We start from the raw sequence: 17,700 nt of genomic DNA, 5'->3' as shown, positions 1-17,700 counted from the left end.
GTTGTATTTCGTCAAAGTCGTTTTTCTCTCGGCCTTATTCCTCAGGGTTATGCAATCGTGCGGCGGCTCAACTTGCGTCAGATCGAGGCCTTCAAGGCGGTAATCGAATACGGAACGGTGAGCCGGGCTGCCGAGATGATGAACATCTCGCAGCCGGCCATGAGCAAGCTGATCGCCCATCTCGAGGAGGACACGGCACTGCGGCTGTTCGACCGGGTGAAGGGCCGACTGGTGCTGACCCGGCGCGGAATGCGGCTCTATGAGGAAATCGACCGGATCTTCGCGGGCGTGCGCCAGGTCGAGAACGCGGTGGAGGCGATCCGGCGCGACGAGCAGAGCCGACTGCTGATCGGTGTCATGCCCGCGCTCTCCGGCTCCTTCATCCGGCAGGCGACCATGCGCTTTCGTGCGCGGCAGCCGGGCGTCTTCTGTGCCGTACAGTCGCGCAGCTCGCAATGGATCGCCGACGGGCTTCTCACGCGAAAACTCGACGTGGGCTTTACCGTCTCGCCGATCGACAACCCCTACATCGCAACCGAGCGGTTGATGGCCCACCCGGTCGTCTGCATTCTGCCATTGGGGCATCCGCTGGCGGAGAAGAGCGTCATCACGCCGGAGGATCTCGATGGCACCACCTTCGTGTCCTTCGATCCGGAGAGCTTCACCAGCCGCCGTATCGGGCAGGTGTTCGAGGCTCATGGCGTGACGCCGGATGTCGCCATGGTGGTGAGCGTCTCGCCGTCGCTCTGCGAGTTCGTCGCCGCCGGCGTCGGCGTGTCGCTGGTGCATCCCTCGGCCGTTGCGGGCATGCGGGGGCAGCTCGCCATCCGGCGGTTCGAGCCGGCGATTCAGCTCGACTATCAGCTCTGCCATATCCGCGATGGCCGCAACACCCAGCTGATCGCAGCTTTCCTCGAAGGCGCTAGGGAGGCAGCGGCAGAGGTTTCGCGGACGATCCTGTCGCCGGAATGACGAAATCGGCGGCGCAGGTCAGGCGTCGCCGGCGAGTCGTTTTGGAAGACCGATGCGGTCGGGGAGCGGAGGCTGCTCAGCGCGCGCTGAGTGTGGTCGCCTCGGTGATCGGCGGCGCGAGGTTCAGCGAGCCCTTGAGTTCGTAGCCATAGTTCAGTCGGTTGCTATGGGCCCAGACCTGCCGCAACTCGAAGAGCGGAACGGCGCAGACATCCTCCATGATCTTCCGCTGGGCTTCCTTCCAGAGCGCCTGCTGGGTCTCTGCATCGGCTGCGGTCCGGGCCTGCTCGATCTCCTTGTCCGCGACCGCGCAGTGCGAGAAATTCGTCGCGGCGGTCGGCGTGTTGACCGTAGCGCGCGAGTGGAAGAACTCGCTGAGATAGGTGTCCGCGATCGGGAAGCGCGCCGCGCCGTAGAAGACGACCCCGCTCAGGTCCTTGCGCGTCTGGCTCTGATAGGTGGCGTGATCGACCACCTGCATGCCGAGCTTGATGCCGGCCTTGGCGAGCTGGGCCTGGATGATTTCTATGATCGGCTGCTGCGCCGAGACGTTCGAGACGATCGCCTTGATCGTGATGCCGTCCTTGTGGCCGGCCTCGGCGAGCAGGGCCTTGGCCTTGGCGAGATCGAAGCTGTAGCGGACCGAGCAATCCTCGCCGAGATAGGCGGGCGGCACGACCGAGCAGCCCTTGGGGCCGACATCCTTGCCGACATAGCGCACGAGATCGTCGACATTGATCGCCGCCGCGATGGCCTGCCGCACGCGGGTGTCGTTGAGCGGCGGAACGCTCTGGTTGACGTGCAGGATCCGATATTCGCCGGGCTGGAAGATATCGACGTTGAAGCCGGAGCGCTTGCGCGCGGCATCAACCCAGCGCTGCTCGCGCCTGGCATACATCAGGTCGAGCTCACCGGAGGAGAAGGCCAGTTCGCGCGCGCTGTCGGACGGGATGACGCGGACCATGATCGTGTCGATCTTGGGCTTGCCCCGGAAGTAATTGGGATTGGCGGCAAGCTTCACATATTGCTGCGTCACCTGCTCGACGAAGGAGAACGGGCCGGTCCCGACTGGTTGGGCTCCGAACCGGTCGCCCAGCTCCTCGGCCGCCTTGCGGCTGACGATGTTGCCGCCGTGGTAGTTGGAAACCCGGCCGAGAAAATTGACGTCCGGATATTTCAGCGTGGCGCGAACGGTCAGGTCGTCGAGCTTCTCGATCTTCTCGACCGCAACGAAGTCCGACGAGAAGGTCGAACGCTTCGGGTCCGCCGCGCGCTGGAGCGAATAGACGACGTCGTCGGCGTCGAGTGTGCCCCAATCGCCCTGGAATTTGACGCCCTTGCGCAAGTGGAAGGTCCAGACCTTGCCGTCAGGCGAGGTTTCCCAGCGTTCGGCGAGGTCGGGCTCGATATCCGCGGGGCTGGCGCTGCCGGGCCTGAAGCGGACAAGGCCGTTGTAGATCCAGCTCACCACGGCGACATCGTCAGTGGCGCTGGCGCGGTGAGCATCGAGGGTCGAGACGTTCGTCCCTCCGGTGCTGACACGCAGGACTGCCTCCTGCGCGAAGCCCCCGGTTGGCAGGAGGGCAACCAGCATCGTGCCGGCAAGCCCGAGAACAAAATTTCTCATTCTGTGAACCCCTCGCTTTTGGTTGGCCGGATGATGGCCGGCAAGGTTCCAGGCTGTCCAAGTCGAAATCGAGAGCGACTTATTCTCCGGGGTTATAGATTTTGGCGCGCGCCGGCTCCTGATTGTGCCTTATCGCGGGAGCACGCGCGGCACCCTGGCTTTCTCTCCACCATGGTCATTGACGGTCAAGGCTGGGAACCATCATCGGTGGCCGGATCCAAGTCACTGTAGCGTCTCGGCGAAGGGACCTCCACGCCGGTGCTGGGACGACATTGCAGCCGTCTCAGCAGACTGCCCACGAGCAGACGTTGCGGACGTCGGGAATGGGCAACGCTTCGCGTTGAAAACCGCGCGGGGTGGCTCATACTTCAACGATAAATTGCCATCCCGAGAGGGGAGGGGTGTCCGAAATCGCTCGTTTTTGAACGGGGCTCAGCTTGCGGCGATTGGGCGGCGAAATCACCGCAAACGCTGCGGTGATTTGACTGCCCAATGGAGGTATTACCACTTTCGCAAAGGTGGCAATAACTCGCCCGGGAGATGTGAAATGCCTGCCGGATTGCATCGCCTCCGATCGAGGCTTAAATTCCCCATACCTCTCCTACCTCACCACCCGGACAGCCACGAACTCCACGACTGGCCAGAATACGGTCCGAGGAATACCGCGATCGCCGACCTGGTCTGGCAGACCGCGTATGATCGAGGCATGCGCGTTGTCGACATCGAACTCATCATTGAGCGAGCACTTCGCGACGATCTTGGGAAAGGGCAGGTCGATGGAAGTTCGCCTCAGTCCGCACCCAGCCCTGATCAGACTTGAACAACCAGGCTCGGATTGAAGTCTGAGTTTTCTCGCTCTCCGAAGTTGGTCGGATATCCAGCCTGGTTCGCGAGGATCCGCGTCCGGCCGACCATATAGTCATGCGATCCGTGATCATGGCCGTGGATCCAGAGCTCCGGCTGGTGCGTCAGGATGACCTCGCTCTGGTCTGAGGCAAAGGCAGCCGTCAGCGCCTGTCCAGCATAGCGATCGGCAACGGAGCCCGGGTGCGGCGCGTGATGCGTGACAACCACCGTCGGCCCCGCATGTGGCTCCTTCAGACGGTCGACGATGAAAGCCAGATCGCGACGGTGAAGCATCTCGGCGTGCGACGGCGTAAGCCGCGTCGACTTCCCGCCTTCAGAAAATCGGATCAGCCGGTGATCGTTAAGATCGGCCTGGGCGGTCATCTTCGCGAACCGGCCGTCGCCGTTCAGCGCGTAGTCTGTCCAGAGCGTGGCGCCGATGAAGCGGACATTGCCGATCCTCACGGAGCCAGGCGCCAGCAATGTGACGCCGAGCGTCGCAGCGAGCTGTTCCTCCTCGGGCAGCTGGCGGGCGATGTGCGACTTGTAGAATTCGTGATTGCCGGGAACGAAGATGACCGGCCGCCCTTCGAACGCCCCGGCGTCGCGCTCTTTGATGCCGCGATCCTATGTCCGCCTCTCCGCCGGCCGGACCGGCATGAGCGACGAGATGCAGGCGCTCTGCTTCTTCGCCGGTGCCAATTCGATCTTCGTCGGCGATACCTTGCTCACCGCCGAAAATCCCGGCGAGGACAAGGATACCGCCCTGTTCCGGCGGCTCGGCATCGAGCCCATGGCGATCGAATGGGCGGAGCCCGGCTGCAAGTGACGGCAGCAGTGCTTCTCGATCGCTATGAGGCGACGCTGCAGGGGCTCGCGCGCAAGAACCGGCTGCGCAGCCTGGCGCCGCGAGCCGGGCTCGACTTCGCGTCGAACGACTATCTCGGCCTCGCGACCTCGGAGCGCCTGCGCGACAGGCTTGCCAGGGCTTTGGCGGATGGCACGGCGATCGGCGCTGGGGGCTCGCGACTGCTGCGTGGCAATTCTCCGGAGCATGAGGCGCTCGAAGCGGCGGCCGCGGCGTTCTTTCAGGCCGAGCGTGCGCTGTTCTTCGGAGGAGGCTATGTCGCAAACTTCGCGGTGCTGACGACCTTGCCGCAGAAAGGCGACCTGATTGTCCTCGACGCGCTCGTCCACTCCAGCGCGCAGGAGGGGGCGAAGGTCGGCAGAGCCGAGCTTGCCAAGGTCCCGCACAACGACGTGTCGGCAATCGAGGATGCGATCCGGGCCTATCGCCGCAAGGGCGGCACAGGCCGTGCCTGGATCGTGGTCGAGAGCCTCTACAGCATGGACGGCGACCGCGCTCCGCTAGGCGATCTTATGGCGCTCGCCAACCGCCACGACGCCTTTCTGTTCGTCGACGAGGCCCATGCGACGGGCGTCTACGGACCGGAGGGGCGCGGTCTCGCTGCCGGGTTCTAGGGGCGCGACAATGTCGTCGTGCTCCATACCTGCGGCAAGGCGCTCGGCGGATCGGGTGCGCTCGTCACCGCCTCCAGGGCGCTCGCCGACTTCCTGGTGAATCGCTGCCGCCCCTTCATCTACGCAACGGCGCCATCGCCGCTGTTGGCGATCGCCGCGCATGAGGCGCTTGCGATCCTGCGTGAGGAGCCTGAGCGGCGCGAGCGACTGGCGCAGCTCGTCGCCTTCGCCGGGCAGGCGCTTGCCGAGCGCTGTGGGAAAACGCCAAGCGGCTCGCCGATCCTGCCGGTCATCATCGGCGACAACCGCCGTACCATGGCACTCTCGAACGCCTTGCAGGCCCGCGGTTTCGATATCCGCGGCGTCCGCCCGCCGACCGTCCCGGAAGGAACCGCGCGGCTGCGCATATCCCTGACCCTCAACGTCGATCGCGCTGCCGTCTCGGCCATGATCGACGCGCTCGCCGAAGAGCTCGGGAGGCTCGCCCCATGAGCCTGCGGATCGTCGTCACAGGCACCGATACCGGAATCGGCAAAACCGTCTTCGCCGCCGGCCTGACGGCCATGCTCGACGGCTGCTACTGGAAACCGGTGCAGGCTGGCCTCGATGAGGCGACCGATTCCGAAACGGTCGCCCGTCTGTCGGGGCTTCCGTCACATCGGATTCTGCCGGAGGCCTGGCGCTTGCGGACACCGGCCTCGCCACGTCTTGCAGCCGCGCTGGACGGCGTTGCGATCGAGCCCGAGGCGCTGGTCCCGCCAGCCTCCGCGCGTCCGCTCGTGATCGAAAGGGCAGGGGGCCTTCTGGTTCCGTTGACCCGTTCGACCCTGCTCATCGACGTCTTCGCTCGCTGGTGCTTGCCGGTTGTGCTTTGTGCCCGGACGGCGCTCGGCACGATCAATCACACGCTTTTGTCGATCGAGGCCCTGCGCCGGCGCTCGGTTCCGATCCTGGGCATCGCGCTCATCGGCGACGAGCACGAGGAAAACCGGCGCATCATCGCTGAGATGGGCGGCGTGCCGGTGCTCGGCCGGCTGCCCCAGCTCGATCCCTTGAGCGCGCACACGCTCGCAAAGGGCTTTGGCGAGAGCTTTCGGCTAGAAAGCTTCGTCTCCGAGGAGCGGCCGGCATGAGCAGCGGCCGTGCATCGCCGATCTGGCATCCCTTCACGCAGCATGCCTTGCAGCCGGTGATGACCGAGGTCGCCTCGGCCGAGGGCGCCCATCTCACGACCGCGGACGGCAGGCGCATCCTTGACGCGATCTCGTCCTGGTGGGTGATCACCCATGGCCATCGCCATCCTCGCATCGTCCAGGCCATCAAGGACCAGGCCGACCGGCTCGACCAGATCATCTTCGCCGGGCACACCCACGCGCCAGCGGAGCGGCTCGCCGAAAAGCTGGTCGCACTGGTGCCTGGGCTCGACCATGTCTTCTATTCGGACAGCGGCTCGACCAGCGTCGAGGTCGCTCTCAAGATGGCTCTTGGCTACTGGCGCAATATCGGCGCGCCGCGCAGCCGCATCGTCGTGATGGAGGGGAGCTATCACGGCGACACGATAGGGACGATGTCGGTCGGTGCGCGCGGCGTCTTCAATGCCGCCTACGAACTGTTCCTGTTTAATGTCGCGCGCATTCCCTTCCCGACATCGGGACGGGAGGAGGCGACGCTCGACGCCTTGGGCGCCGCCTGCCGCGAGGGCTCAGCCGCGGCGCTGATCGTCGAGCCGCTGGTGCTCGGTGCGGGCGGTATGCTGATGTATGGCGCGGATGTGCTGAGCGCCATGCGCCGCATCTGCGAGGCCCACGGCGTGCTCTTCATCGCCGGCGAGGTGATGACGGGATGGGGCCGCACGGGCACCCTGTTCGCCTACGAGCAGGCGGGCGTGGTGCCGGACATCGCCTGCTATTCCAAGGGACTCACCGGCGGTTCGCTGCCGCTCGCGGTCACCATGTGTCGGCGCAAGATCTTCGAGGCGCATTATTCGACCGACCGCGGCCGCACCTTCTTCCATTCGAGCTCCTATACGGCGAATCCCATCGCCTGCGCCGCCGCCTGTGCCAACCTCGAGATCTGGTCGGAGGAACCGGTCGCTGATCGTGTCGCAGGTTTGGCGCGGATGCAGGAAGCGGCGCTCGAATGCTTCCGCGATGACCACCGCTTTGAGAACATCCGTCGCGCGGGGACCATCACCGCGCTCGATCTCCGGGCGGACGATCCGGGCTACCTGGCGGGGATTGGGCCGCGGCTGCAGGCGTTTTTCCGCGAGCGCGACCTGCTGCTACGGCCGCTCGGCAACACGATCTACGTGCTGCCACCCTATTGCGTGACGCAAGGCGATCTCGACCTCGTCTATGCCGCGATCGGCGAAGCTGCCGACACGTTTGGAGCTGCCGCATGAACGGGCAATCGCGCATCGCCGGGCTGGGCCATTACGTGCCGGCGCGAACCGTGCTCAACGCGGAGATCGAGGCGGGGCTCGGGCTTGAGACCGGCTGGATCGAGGCGCGAACGGGCATCCGCGCCCGGCGTTGGGCCGAACCCGGCGAGACCCTGTCCGGAATGGCCGAGAAGGCGGGTGAGATGGCCCTGGACATGGCCGGAATCGACCGCGCCAGCGTCGGCCTCATGCTGTTGGCGACCTCGACGCCGGATCATCTGTTGCCGCCGAGCGCCCCATTGGTCGCTCACTGCCTCCGCCTGAGCGGCGCCGGGGCTGTCGACCTCGCCGGCGCCTGTGCCGGCTTTATCTATGCCCTGATCTTTGCCGACGGTTTCGTCCGGGCTCATGGCAAGCCTGCTCTCGTTGTCGCCGCCAACATCCTCAGCCGTCGCATCAATCCGAGCGAACGTGCGAGCGCGATCCTGTTTGCTGATGCAGCCGGCGCCGTTCTTCTGGTGCCATCGAGACAAGCTCGTGACGGCATCCTCGGCGACTCGCTCGCGGCGGATGGATCGGGTTATGGCCTGATCCAGATCCCCGCTGGTGGCAGCAACAAGCCTTTTGCCGGAGATCTCGATATCGCCGAGACCCGGATGACGATCGTCGACGGGCGCGCCGTGTTCAGCAAAGCGGTCTCGATGATGGTGCGCTGCTCCACCGAGGCCCTTGCCGCCGCTGCCCTCCAGTCTGACGCGGTGACCCGCTTCGTTCCACATCAGGCCAATGCGCGCATCTTCAACGCCGTGGCCGGTCAGATCGGCATTGAAGGCGGCCGTGTGATTACAAGCATCGCCGACTATGGCAACTCGTCGGCGGCCACGATCCCGCTGTCATTGTCCCTGGCTCATCAAGCCGAGCCGCTGCAGCGGGGTGAAAAGCTGCTGCTTGCAGCGGCAGGCGCCGGTTTGACAGGTGGCGCGGTTGTCGTTGGCGTTTAGTCGCTGGTAGGGGTTGGTATCGTATCGGCTTACATTTCGAACAACAGCGTCCCGCCGGCTGACCTTCCTGGCCTGATTGCTACCACTCACGCCGCCATCTCGGGCCTTGGCGCTGAACCCGCCCCTGTTGCCGAGGAGCGGCCGACACCGGCGGTTTTGGTAAAGAAGTCGATCATGGCGGAATTCTTGATCTGCCTGGAGTACGGCAAGAAGTTCAAGTCGCTCAAGCGTCACCTGCGCACGGCCTACGACATGTTGCCGGAGGACTATCGCGCGCGTTGGGGCCTCCCGCATGACTATCCGATGGTTGCGCCCGCCTATGCCGAGGCCCGCTCGACATTGGCCAAGAAAATGGGTTTGGGTTAGCAGCGGCGGACGACGGTGCGCGGCAAGACTGGCAAGGCGAACTGACCGCTCACAAAACGGAGAATGTGGATGACGAAAAACGAACTGGTTGCCGCGATCGCCGAAGATGCAGTGAAGAGCAAGACTGACGTATCGGCCGTCCTCTCTTCACTTGCCGGGGTCGTTTCAAAAGCGCTGAAGGCTGGCGGGGACGTGACGCTCGGTGGCGTTGGCAAGCTATCCTCCGCCAAGCGCGATGCCCGCCAGGCTCGCAACCCGTCGACCGGCGCGGTGATCGATGTACCAGCCAAGACCGTCGTGAAGTTCAAGGTTGCGAAGGACCTCGCAGACACCGTCGCCTGAGAACGGGCGCATCGTGCATGCGGGATGAGCGCGCTGGCCTGCTGACACAGGCCAGCGCAATGGTTCCAGATCGACCTAGGCGAGGGCCAACCGCTCCTAGCGTGCCTCGAGCAGAGTACCTGCCCGCCATGTGGGCTGGTTTCGTCTATTCGTGTCCCCTGACCAAACGGCTCGAGAGGCAGGATGTACTGCGTCTTTTGTACCTGTCGCTGACGGCCGCACGGATCCGGGGAAGCTCAAAATGAGACTCATACTGGAGTGCGCCCCTGCGGGTGGAGAGGATCAAGCTGCGGATTTGACCGTGACCCGGTGTATTGATCCTCGAACTGCTGCGGGCTGAGATAGCCGAGAGCGGAATGCAGTCGCTAGCTTGTGATCTGGCCTTCCGTGTGGGATTCTCGCTGAACGATGCCCGAACGAGCGCCATGAATGTTACCTTGAAGCAGATCCGGGCGTTCCTCGAGATCGCAAAACTGAACAGTTTCACGCGCGCGAGCGATCGCCTGAATACGACCCAATCATCTCTTTCGGTATTGATCCGCGAACTGGAGGCTGAGCTTGGGACCCGCCTTCTGGATCGCACCACCCGCAAGGTCGAAATTACCGAGGCCGGCCGCGAATTCGCTCCTTTTGCGGAGCGGATGCTTCTCGAACTGGAGACCGGGTTCACCGCAACCCGCGAACTAGCGGCGCGTAAGAAGGGCCGGCTGAGCCTCGCAGCTTCGCCGCTGGCCGCCGCGGCGCTATTGCCGAAACTCATCGCAAGCTTTCGATCTCTCTATCCGGGAATCAGCATCGCATTGGAGGAAGTTTCTCCCGAATTGTTGGCGTCGCGCGTGGCCGGCGGATTATACGATTGCGGGATCGGCGTCTTCGACACGCTCGACGACGGTTTGACGGCCATTTCCGCCCTTAACGAACGTCTCATGCTGATCTGCCCGAGCAACCACCCTCTCGCGTTGGCGCCGGATGTCGAATGGCGGCAGCTGGCCGATCACGACTTCATTGCCGTGACAGCGGACAATGCTGCTCGGCGCCGCATTGATCGCTATCTCGCGCTCGCCGGCGTCAATATCCGCCCGGCATTCGAGGTCAGGAACATGACTACAACCCTCGGCCTCGTGGCGGCCGAGATGGGGGTGGCGACCTGGCCTTCCTGGGCTGCAACGTTGGCAAGGGCCTATGACGTCGTTCTTCGGCCACTTGTGCGGCCTGAAGCCTTTCACACGATCTCAATCGTCATGTCCAAGGAACGGGCCCCGTCACCTGCCGTCGAGGCCTTCATCTCCGTCGTCAAGGAACAGGCAAACAACCTGATCGATCCATCGTAAGCCGTGCCGAGATCCGGCCGGCTGTCAGAAGACCCCGGAAAGCAGGGCGCCTACATAGAAGCCCACGCCAAGAACCAGATGGGAGACGGCGTTGACGAGGCGGAAGCGGGCCGGGTGCGGCAGCCTCTGCCCCGCTATGCCGAGGCCCAGGGCGGGCAGCATGACGAACCAAGCGGGCGCCAGCGTCAGCACACCTGCAACCAAGGCAGGCGGCAAGCTCGGTTCGCGCGCCCATTGCGCGCCGGCCACCCACAACAGAGCCAGCGCGAAGGCCACGCCGGTCACATAATGGACGATGGAACCGAGGGCTTGCTCGGCCCTCGAGAACGCCGGTGCTGTTCCGTCATGCCTGCGGACCGCATCCCGCCCCTGCAGGATGAGGCGCCCGAGTCGCGCCCAGACCGGCGGGCGAATGCCCCATAGCCGCCAAAGCAATTGCGCCCATATGTCGAAGATGGCGGTCGCGACCGCGCCCGTCACGAGCGCCTGAATGATGAGTTCCTTCAACAACGCTGCACCCCCGCCCGGAAATAGCTCGACTGACCGTCGCGACTGTCGTTGCCCTGCAGCCACTGGAGCGGCGAGTTCGGATCGATCGCAGAAGGCCGTACACCTGTAATCGCCGGGGCTCCATCCCGTTCGGCGATTGATCGTGGAAGCCGATACATTGAGTTGAAATCAGTATTTCACCTGGCAATGGGCTGGTGATCATAATGACCCTCATAGATCGAGCTTTGGCCCAGTTGATGCCAGACATGATTCTGCCCTTGCAGACCGAACTCGTTCCATGTCTGATTCCTTACTGGGTCTGACAAAACAATATTGGGGAAATGAAAGATGAAATTTGATAATCTCGTCAGGTTCGCGCCTGCTGTTCTGGCTATTGCGGCCGCCAGCGCTACATCATGTGGCGTCTATGCGCGGGAGTATTTGCCGCTCCCCAAGGAATTTGCAGGAAGAAGCTACTCGCCCGGCGTCGTAACGCATGGCGGCAAGCAGGTTTGGCTGGCGGGCGTGACCACGCTGCAGGACGAACAGGGCAAATCCCTCGCCGGTGATGTCGAAGGTCAGACCCGCTTCATCTTTCGCGAGATCGAACGCCAGCTCGTAAAGGCTGGCGGCAAGCTCGAGGACATCGTCACGATGACGGTCTACCTCACCGATGCGCGCAACGGCGCTCCGTTCCAGGCCGTTCGCAAGGAAGTATTCCCGAAGAATCCCCCGGCCAGCGCACAGATCACCGTGTCGGCGCTGGCGGTGCCCGGTTTCCTGATCGAAGTCCAGTGCGTCGCGGTGGTTGGCGACGAGAAATAGGGCCTCGCGACGGTGCTTGAATGTGCAAGTTGCCGTAGCCAGGTGCTGCAGGGCAGGCTGGCGCCTGCCGGCTTGTAAATCGAGCCGTCCGGCAAGCCTTCGCGCTGGCCGCGAGAGCGACCAATCTGATCGATCACGCACCCGCCGTCCGACAGGGCGGCCGAGGAGACCCGAAATGGGGCATGACGCCATCCATGAACTCGTGAGCAAGGCCGAGATCGCTCGGCTCATCCACACCTATCCGCGTGGGCTCGACCGGCTCGATCGTAAGCTCCTGCTTTCGATGGCCCATGAAACCGCGACGGTGGACTTCCCACCGCTCTTCTCGGGAAGCTGGGCCGATTATGTCGGCTTCCTGATGAAGGCCCATACGAGCATGCTGTATAACCGGCACAGCATGAGCAACATCCTCGTCGCGCTGAAGGGTGAGGGTGCCGTCAGCGAGACCTCGGCCACCGCGCATCTGATCGTCAAGCGCGAGGATGGGGACATCGAGGAGCGCACCGTCCATACGCGCTATCTCGATCGCTGGCGCTTCGATGACGGGCGCTGGTCGCTGGCGCATCGCCGCACCATCCGCGACTACCGCCAGGTCAGGATCATCACGGCCGCGGAGCTCGCCGCCACGACCGAATACGCCAATGCCGGCGCGATCGGCCGGCAGGACCCGTCCTACGCCCATTTCGGCGAATAGGCCGCCGCTTCATTTCGAACTCGAGGATATGCGGAGCGCCATGATGGGCAGGAAGCTGATTAGGAACGGCCAGGTCGTCACCATGGACCGCGCCATCGGCGATTTCGCCGCCGCGGACGTGCTGCTGGAGGATGATCGCATCGTCGCGGTCGGACCCGGAATCGTCGCCGATGTCGACGAGACGATCGAGGCTGGTAGCATGATCGTGATGCCGGGGCTGGTCAACGCCCATCTCCACACCTGGCAGACCGGGCTGCGCTCGATCGGAGCGGACTGGACCGGTCCCGACTATCATCGGATCATGCATGGCAACATGGCTACGCGGTTCCAGCCGGAGGATAACTATATCGGCACGCTGGTCGGGGCGCTCGAACAGCTCAATGCCGGCGTCACCACGCTCTTCGACTGGTGCCACAACATCACCTCGATCGAGCACGCCGAGCGCTCGGTCGATGCGCTGGAGGAGAGCGGGCTGCGCGCCGTCTTCGGCCATGGCACAGCCAAGCCGCTCAAGACCGCGTCCAACATCCCCTTCACCCATGAGCCGCATCCGCGCGATCGGCTGGAAAGGCTGCGGCGCGAACGCTTTTCCTCCGACGACCGCCGCGTCACCCTGGCTGCGGCGATCCTCGGCCCGCAATTCTCTGTGCCGGAGGTGGTCGAGCACGACTTCAGGCTGGTGCGGGAGCTGGGCCTGCTGTCGAGCTCGCATGCCGCGCGCCGACCGGCAGACCAGGTCTCGCCGGAAGGCTATCGGATCGCTGCGCGGCTTGGCCTGCTGGACGAGAACCACAACGTCGTCCATGGCAATTACATCGACGACGAGCAGCTCAAGCTGATCGTCGATTCCGGCGCTTCCTTCACGGTGACGTCGATGATCGAGCTGCACGTCCACCCAGCCGATCCGGTGACGGGGCGCATTCGCGCGCTCGGCGCCCTGCCCTCGCTCGGGGTCGACAGCATCCCGGCCGCGAACAGCGACATGTTCAACGAGATGCGCTTCGCGATGGTGTATCAGCGGGCGCTCGAGCACCGCGCCAATTATGCGCTGGGGCTGCCGCCGCTGACGCAATTGCCGGTGCGGTCGCGCGCCGCCCTCGAATGGGCGACGATCGGCGGGGCCAAGGCGATGCGGCTGGACAACCGCATCGGCAGCCTGACGCCGGGCAAGAAGGCGGATGTGATCCTGCTCAATGCCTCGGATTTCAACCTGTTTCCGGTGCATGATCCGGTCGGGACGATCGTGCAGCAGGGCTGCGCCCACAGCGTCGACACCGTCATCGTCGATGGGCACGTGCTCAAGCGCGGCGGCGTGCTGGGCTACGACGCCGCCCTGCTGCGCCGCAAGGCCGAAAAGCTGGAGGCATCCGCGGCGCGGATCATCCGGGAATCGGGCTACGTGCCGATGGCCGCATAACAAGAGCCAAGCTCAGTGCAAAACGGGAGAGATCAGATGTCGGTGCGCGCGAAATCGCAACGCTCGTCGGTTCGCGTCGTCGTCGCGGCGGCGCTCGGAAACGCCCTGGAGTGGTTCGACTTCATCATTTACGGCTATCTGGCCGTCATCCTGTCGCGGCTGTTCTTTCCCGCCGCTGACCAGAACATCGCCCTGATGCTGACGCTAGCGACCTTCGCGGTCGGCTTTGTGATGCGGCCGGTCGGTGCGCTCGTAATGGGCTACTATGCCGACCGGAAGGGGCGCCGCAACGCGTTGACGATCACGATCTGGATCATGGCGCTGGCCACCGCCATGATCGGCTTCGCGCCGACCTATGCGGCGGTCGGGGTGCTGGCGCCGATCGTCGTGCTGACGGCCCGTCTGATGCAGGGCTTCGCCGCCTCCGGCGAGTACGGCAGCGCGGTCTCGCTGCTGGCGGAATCGGCGCCGCCAAACCGCAAGGCCACCTTCGTCGCCTGGCAGATGGCGAGCACGCTGCTGGCCGTGGTCTTCGCCGGCTTCGTCGGCTTCCTTCTGTTTAACACGCTGACGCCGCAGCAGATGGGCGAATGGGGCTGGCGCGTGCCCTTCATCTTCGGGCTGCTGATCGCTCCCGTCGGCTATTACATCCGGCGCCATGTCGACGAGACGCTTGACGTCGCGAGCGTCGCCCGGACGTCCTGGACGGACGACATCCGCGACATCTGGACGAACCAGCGCCGCGCCTTGCTGACGTCCTTCGCCCTGCTCGCCTTCGGCGGCGGCAATTTCTACATCATGTTCATCTACATGCCGACCTTCGCGGTCCGCGAGCTCAATCTCGGCCTGAACGCGCCCTTCATCAGCACGCTGGTGGCTGGCATACTCTCGGCCGCCGGCGCAATCTTCTGGGCCGGCCGCGTCGATCGCGGCGCCTCGCCGCGACTGCTCTATGGCTGCGCGACCTTGGCGATCCTGCTGATCGTCTATCCGCTCTATGCCTGGATCATCCAGGCGCCGACGCTCTGGGGCCTCGTTGCGCTGCAGGTCGCGCTAGCCATTCCCGGCAGCGTCATCGTCGGCCTCGGCATCGTGATGAACGCCGCGCTGTTCGAGCCGCGCATCCGGGCCTCGGTGCTGGGTTTCAACTTCAACGTCTCCAACAGCATCTTCGGCGGCGCCGCCCCCCTGATGGTGAGCTACGCGGTCGCCGCGACCGGCAACAAGGCAGCCGCGGCCTATTACGTCATCCTCGTCGGACTGATCGGGCTGGTCGGCGTCTGCTTCCTGCCCGGCAAGGCTCGCGCCGCGAGGCCACAGGAGCAGTTGAGCGAGCCGAATGGCGCTCCCGCATAGGGGGGCGCGGGCCGCTCCGGTCCTTCGCGAGACAACAATCAACAAGGGGAGATTCCGCAATGTTCAACCATGACGAAGCCATGTCCCGGCGTGCGATCCTGCTGGGAGGCGCAGCGGCGCTCGCCGCGACGGCGACCGCAAGCTCCGGGCTCGCCCAGGCGCAGCCGGAAGGCCGCTCCCGGATCGACACGCATCATCACATCTTCCCGCCGAAATACCTGGACGAGGTGCGCGAGAGGATCATCGCCCAGGCACAGGGCCTTCCGACCGACACGATGACGGGCTGGACGCCGCAGCGCTCGCTGGAGGAGATGGAGCGCAGCCGCGTCGACAAGGCGGTCGTTTCAGTGGCGGCGCCCGGCGTCTTCTTTGGAGATGTCGAGCAGGGCAGGCGGCTGGCGAAGGCCTGCGTCGACTACGGCGCCGACATGATCCAGAAAAACCCGGGCCGTTTCGGCATGTTCGCGCCGATCCCGTTGCCGGACGTCGAGGGCAGCCTGAAAGCCATCGAATATGCGCTCGACGTGCTGAAGCTGGACGGCATCGGCATCCTGACGAGCTATGGCTCGCGCTGGCCGGGAGACCCCGCCTTCGCGGAGGTTTTCGACGAATTAAACCGGCGCAAGGCCACGGTGTTCGTCCATCCGCTGGCGCCGGATTGCTGCGGTAACCTGCAGGAAGGCGTGTCCTCCGCGCTGATCGAGTTCCCGACCGACACGACGCGCTGCATCACCAGCCTCCTGTTCAGCGGCACGCTCACTCGCTGCCAGGATATCAACTTCATCTTCGCCCAGGGCGGCGGAACTCTGCCCTTCCTGGCTGGGCGCCTGAACGCGGCGATGTTCTTCGTCCCCGGGCTGCGCGAGAAGCTGCCGAATGGCATGCTGCATGAATTGAAGCGGCTCAATTACGACGTGGTGTCGATGGCGAACCCGATCTCGATCGCGGCCCTCCTCCAGCTCGTGCCGAGCCGGCAGCTCTTCTTCGGCAGCGACTTTCCTTATCTTTCCGGCAAGGTCGTCGCAGAGGGCCTCGAGAAGATCGACCTGCTTTCGGCGGCCGATGTGGGGAAGATCGAGCGTGAGAACGCGCTTCGGCTTCTCAAGAAGGCCTGAGGAACCGCATCGCTCGCGGATGAGCTGCACATGCCTCCGTTGGATCGGAGCACGAGCAGCTTTCAGGCTGCTGCGATCTCCACTCCCAATGACTTCCGGAGCCAGGCACCGCCCTCCGGCATCGACACCTTGCCAGTGCGGGGACGCCGGCGCCCTTTAGAAGGACGACAACGGCGTCTGGAAGGGAACGGCCACTCACTCCGGCGCGCAGGTCAACGTCTCCGTCGACTATCGCGGCAACATCACCCGCAATTGATCGGTGCTGCTGGCACCCCGAACCTTGAAGACGATAATGACACGAACCATCACCCGTTCCTACGACAACTACGAAACCGCCCGCTGGGTCGTCGAGCTGCTGGATGCCGCAGGCGTCTCCAGCAGCGATGTCAGTATCGTCGGCCGCGATGGCAAGACAGGCGAGACCAACGCAGCTGAAGGCGCCGGCATCGGCGGCGCCGCGGGCTTGCTCGCCGGCCTCGGCATGCTGGCCATCCCTGGCATCGGCCCCGTCGTCGCCGCGGGCTGGCTTGCCTCGACCGCCGCAGGTGCGGTCGCTGGTGCCGCTGCTGGCGGACTGGTCGGCTCCTTTGTGAAGGGAGGCCACGACAAAGACGGGGCCGCGTACTACGCCGAGACTGTTCGCGGCGGCGGTTCAGTCGTTTCGGTGCGGACCGAGCCGGAGCACGAGGCCACCGTCGAGGCTATTCTCGACGGCGCGACTCCCATCGATCGTACGATCCGAGAGGCAGAGTACCGCGCCGGTGGTTGGAAACGCTTCGACGAGAACGCCGGGCCTTATCGCCCTGCAGTGGTATGATCGACTGCAATTAAGAGACGGCCCTGGGTTCACAGGGGCCTTTTTCTTGGTCAGGCCGATGGAGTGCGCCCATTGAGGCGGACATGGTGACGATCAGCAATTGACCGGGGAGCCGGGTTTTCGAAGGATGAAAGCCCATGGTTCGACATCGTTCCCACAGCATCGAGTTCAAGCGCCAGGTGGCGCAGGACTACCTGGCGGGTGAGATGCTTCACAGCCTCGCCCGACGACATGATCTGTCGCGCAACCTGATCCGCATCTGATCCAGAAGTTCGAGAGGATCGGCAATGTTCGAGCGCTTGGTCAGTTTCGGGGCTGTGCGTGAGCTCTCCGGGCGTGCCAGCTTTCGGCTTTACGGGCTCTAGAGCATGGCCAAACGCGCCCAGGGGGAGGAATTTTTCGACGCCGAGCTGGCGGATCTGCCGCCGGAGATTCGGTGGCGTGAATGGATGGGGCGCGTTGAAGCCGTCATCTTCGCGTCGCCGGAACCGGTCGGCCGACAGGCCCTGGCGCGCGTCGTCGGCCGCGACTGCAGTATCGATCTGCTGATCGCTGACATCCGCGATGAGTTGGCCGGCCGACCCTACGAGCTCGTTTCTGTCGCCGGCGGCTGGCAGCACCGGACGAAGAAGGGATTCGC

19 protein-coding genes and 2 pseudogenes are annotated in these 17,700 nt (G+C 64.4%); 18 read left to right on the top strand and 3 right to left on the bottom strand.

All coding sequences use genetic code 11. From position 1 onward, the window contains the following. The first annotated feature begins 72 nt into the window (after nucleotides 1–72). Complete coding sequence (locus AB4Z10_RS29040; RefSeq protein WP_441473874.1) at nucleotides 73–972, top strand: LysR substrate-binding domain-containing protein; 900 nt, start codon at nucleotides 73–75, stop codon at nucleotides 970–972. A gap of 76 nt (nucleotides 973–1,048) precedes the next feature. Here the strand turns inward: AB4Z10_RS29040 and AB4Z10_RS29035 are convergent, their stop codons facing one another. Together AB4Z10_RS29035 and AB4Z10_RS29030 are read right to left on the bottom strand one after the other, a co-directional pair. Beyond that, complete coding sequence (locus tag AB4Z10_RS29035) at nucleotides 1,049–2,599, bottom strand: ABC transporter substrate-binding protein (protein ID WP_441473873.1); 1,551 nt, start codon at nucleotides 2,597–2,599, stop codon at nucleotides 1,049–1,051. A gap of 810 nt (nucleotides 2,600–3,409) precedes the next feature. Beyond that, complete coding sequence (locus tag AB4Z10_RS29030; RefSeq protein ID WP_441473892.1) at nucleotides 3,410–3,982, bottom strand: metallophosphoesterase family protein; 573 nt, start codon at nucleotides 3,980–3,982, stop codon at nucleotides 3,410–3,412. A 67-nt stretch (nucleotides 3,983–4,049) separates the two neighbouring features. On the opposite strand from AB4Z10_RS29030, the pseudogene AB4Z10_RS29025 reads away from it, so the two are divergent. The 8 genes and pseudogenes from AB4Z10_RS29025 to AB4Z10_RS28990 form a co-directional block, all read left to right on the top strand. Further along, nucleotides 4,050–4,274 (top strand): annotated as a pseudogene (locus tag AB4Z10_RS29025) (biotin synthase BioB); the annotation flags it as partial. Continuing rightward, nucleotides 4,250–5,419 (top strand): annotated as a pseudogene (locus AB4Z10_RS29020) (8-amino-7-oxononanoate synthase). The pseudogenes AB4Z10_RS29025 and AB4Z10_RS29020, both read left to right, overlap by 25 nt. After that, the gene (bioD, locus tag AB4Z10_RS29015; RefSeq protein WP_441473872.1) at nucleotides 5,416–6,060 is read left to right on the top strand and encodes a dethiobiotin synthase; all 645 of its coding nucleotides are present in this window, start codon (nucleotides 5,416–5,418) and stop codon (nucleotides 6,058–6,060) included. Before AB4Z10_RS29020 ends, bioD begins: the two are co-directional and overlap by 4 nt. Next, on the top strand, nucleotides 6,057–7,328 hold the full coding sequence (locus tag AB4Z10_RS29010; RefSeq protein ID WP_441473871.1) for an adenosylmethionine--8-amino-7-oxononanoate transaminase: 1,272 nt from the start codon (nucleotides 6,057–6,059) through the stop codon (nucleotides 7,326–7,328). The genes bioD and AB4Z10_RS29010 overlap by 4 nt, the downstream gene beginning before the upstream one ends. Beyond that, complete coding sequence (locus AB4Z10_RS29005) at nucleotides 7,325–8,308, top strand: beta-ketoacyl-ACP synthase III (protein WP_441473870.1); 984 nt, start codon at nucleotides 7,325–7,327, stop codon at nucleotides 8,306–8,308. Before AB4Z10_RS29010 ends, AB4Z10_RS29005 begins: the two co-directional genes overlap by 4 nt. A 3-nt stretch (nucleotides 8,309–8,311) precedes the next feature. Next, complete coding sequence (locus tag AB4Z10_RS29000) at nucleotides 8,312–8,674, top strand: Ros/MucR family transcriptional regulator (protein ID WP_441473891.1); 363 nt, start codon at nucleotides 8,312–8,314, stop codon at nucleotides 8,672–8,674. A gap of 69 nt (nucleotides 8,675–8,743) precedes the next feature. Continuing rightward, on the top strand, nucleotides 8,744–9,016 hold the full coding sequence (locus AB4Z10_RS28995) for an HU family DNA-binding protein (protein WP_441473869.1): 273 nt from the start codon (nucleotides 8,744–8,746) through the stop codon (nucleotides 9,014–9,016). 314 nt (nucleotides 9,017–9,330) lie between these two features. Next, complete coding sequence (locus AB4Z10_RS28990; RefSeq protein WP_441473868.1) at nucleotides 9,331–10,347, top strand: LysR family transcriptional regulator; 1,017 nt, start codon at nucleotides 9,331–9,333, stop codon at nucleotides 10,345–10,347. A gap of 24 nt (nucleotides 10,348–10,371) precedes the next feature. On the opposite strand, the gene AB4Z10_RS28985 is transcribed toward AB4Z10_RS28990, so the two are convergent. Continuing rightward, nucleotides 10,372–10,854 (bottom strand): DUF2938 family protein, encoded by a 483-nt coding sequence (locus AB4Z10_RS28985; RefSeq protein WP_441473867.1) that lies wholly within the window; start codon nucleotides 10,852–10,854, stop codon nucleotides 10,372–10,374. A gap of 330 nt (nucleotides 10,855–11,184) precedes the next feature. Here AB4Z10_RS28985 and AB4Z10_RS28980 point away from each other — a divergent pair, with 330 nt between their 5' ends. The 9 genes from AB4Z10_RS28980 to AB4Z10_RS28940 all read left to right on the top strand — a co-directional run. After that, on the top strand, nucleotides 11,185–11,661 hold the full coding sequence (locus AB4Z10_RS28980; RefSeq protein ID WP_441473866.1) for a RidA family protein: 477 nt from the start codon (nucleotides 11,185–11,187) through the stop codon (nucleotides 11,659–11,661). Nucleotides 11,662–11,836: 175 nt separating this feature from the next. Continuing rightward, nucleotides 11,837–12,355, top strand: coding sequence for a nuclear transport factor 2 family protein (locus AB4Z10_RS28975; RefSeq protein ID WP_441473865.1), 519 nt, complete (start codon nucleotides 11,837–11,839; stop codon nucleotides 12,353–12,355). 43 nt (nucleotides 12,356–12,398) lie between these two features. Then, complete coding sequence (locus tag AB4Z10_RS28970; protein WP_441473864.1) at nucleotides 12,399–13,772, top strand: amidohydrolase family protein; 1,374 nt, start codon at nucleotides 12,399–12,401, stop codon at nucleotides 13,770–13,772. Nucleotides 13,773–13,808: 36 nt separating this feature from the next. Next, nucleotides 13,809–15,128 (top strand): MFS transporter, encoded by a 1,320-nt coding sequence (locus tag AB4Z10_RS28965; protein WP_441473863.1) that lies wholly within the window; start codon nucleotides 13,809–13,811, stop codon nucleotides 15,126–15,128. A gap of 59 nt (nucleotides 15,129–15,187) precedes the next feature. Continuing rightward, entirely contained in the window at nucleotides 15,188–16,243 is a 1,056-nt protein-coding gene (locus AB4Z10_RS28960; protein WP_441473862.1) for an amidohydrolase family protein, read from the top strand. 292 nt (nucleotides 16,244–16,535) lie between these two features. Continuing rightward, nucleotides 16,536–17,060, top strand: coding sequence for a hypothetical protein (locus AB4Z10_RS28955; RefSeq protein WP_441473861.1), 525 nt, complete (start codon nucleotides 16,536–16,538; stop codon nucleotides 17,058–17,060). 137 nt (nucleotides 17,061–17,197) lie between these two features. After that, nucleotides 17,198–17,323, top strand: coding sequence for a hypothetical protein (locus AB4Z10_RS28950; protein ID WP_441473860.1), 126 nt, complete (start codon nucleotides 17,198–17,200; stop codon nucleotides 17,321–17,323). A 24-nt stretch (nucleotides 17,324–17,347) separates the two neighbouring features. Further along, a complete protein-coding gene (locus AB4Z10_RS28945; RefSeq protein ID WP_441473890.1) occupies nucleotides 17,348–17,425 on the top strand; it encodes a DUF1403 family protein in 78 nt (25 codons plus the stop codon). A gap of 3 nt (nucleotides 17,426–17,428) precedes the next feature. Next, nucleotides 17,429–17,700: SMC-Scp complex subunit ScpB (locus tag AB4Z10_RS28940; RefSeq protein ID WP_441473859.1), on the top strand; the 272-nt coding region annotated here is incomplete at its 3' end.

The sequence above is a fragment of the Allobosea sp. RAF48 genome, assembly GCF_052114025.1.
In the GTDB taxonomy this organism is placed as follows: Bacteria; Pseudomonadota; Alphaproteobacteria; order Rhizobiales; family Beijerinckiaceae; genus Allobosea.
This window is presented reverse-complemented; position numbering and strand designations above follow the sequence as displayed.